Origin of the sequence: Klebsiella sp. HMSC16A12 (assembly GCF_001808265.1) — a bacterium.
In the GTDB taxonomy this organism is placed as follows: Bacteria; Pseudomonadota; Gammaproteobacteria; order Enterobacterales; family Enterobacteriaceae; genus Klebsiella; species Klebsiella pneumoniae.
Genome location: NZ_KV792548.1, coordinates 1 through 1033, shown reverse-complemented (window position 1 = coordinate 1033; position 1033 = coordinate 1). Strand labels below are relative to the sequence as shown.

Annotated in this window: 2 pseudogenes; both read left to right on the top strand. The window is 52.5% G+C overall.

Annotated elements, in window-relative coordinates:
* Positions 1-49: 49 nt before the first annotated feature.
* A pseudogene (locus HMPREF3140_RS28655) lies at positions 50-344 on the top strand (DUF4113 domain-containing protein); the annotation flags it as partial.
* A gap of 78 nt (positions 345-422) precedes the next feature.
* Positions 423-651: pseudogene (locus tag HMPREF3140_RS27000) on the top strand (type II toxin-antitoxin system Phd/YefM family antitoxin).
* The last annotated feature ends 382 nt before the right edge of the window (positions 652-1033 follow it).

Genomic DNA, 1033 nt, shown 5'->3' with positions numbered 1-1033 from the left:
GCTAGCGATCCCGGGACTGGAATCACAGGCGGCAGTGACTTGACGCTTACGACATATTTCCGTTTCCATCAAAACGTCTCCGTTCGCCGTTAAAGAGCCTTACTACGGCAACGTGGCCACGGAGAAACTGCTTACACCCACTCAGGACACCAGGGACATCATTGCTGACGCCACGGCCTCACAGTGCTGAGCTGATGATGGTTCTGGACGGGATCAACAACTCAGGGCTGGGTAAAGTATGGTTTGCCGGTAGAGGAATTGCCCCGGAATGGCCGATGAAACGTGAGATGCCTTCATCGGCATATACCACCCGCTGGAAGGAGCTGCCGGTTGCCCGTTTCTGACCGGCGAAATGACAGACGGAACTTGCTGCCAGATCATACTTTACCGATCATGCAGATGACTTGTCTCAGGGGGGAACCATGACAAATATCATTCTGTGTGATGTAACTGCCAGCGTCAGCGAACTTAAAAACGATCCGGTGGCCAGCGCCGGTGCCGGCTGCGGCTACCCGGTCGCTATTATTGACAGCAACCGGCCTGTTTTTTTATTGTGTGCCCGCGGTTCTGTAGGAAAAAATGCTCGATCTTCTGGACGAAAAAGACCTGGCGCAATTGATAACAGAACGTCAAAACCAATATATTTTGTGATCGGACAACGTGACAAACGACATCACAGTGGAGACACTGCTGACGAGGTGATCCCAAGGTCGTAAAACGGCCGGAACTGGTTACCGGCCGAACGAAGGACCGGCCTACGCGCAGCGGCGGCAACTGGCTTTAAAAATGCTGGCGGAAATTTAAAATTAAGCCGCATACCCTGCGAAATTTTGCAGATTTCACTCAACATGCATGCTTCGTTCATTTCCCAACAGAGCTCTCACCATCGCCTGTAATAGCAGTCCTGCTGCGTGATTACTCCGCTCAACGGGTCACCGGCGCCATGCCAATACCTGTTCGTGACAGGCATTGATGGAACTGCGATCCCAAACTAATAATGTAACGACGATGCAGGTGGGACCGTGGTCCCAGG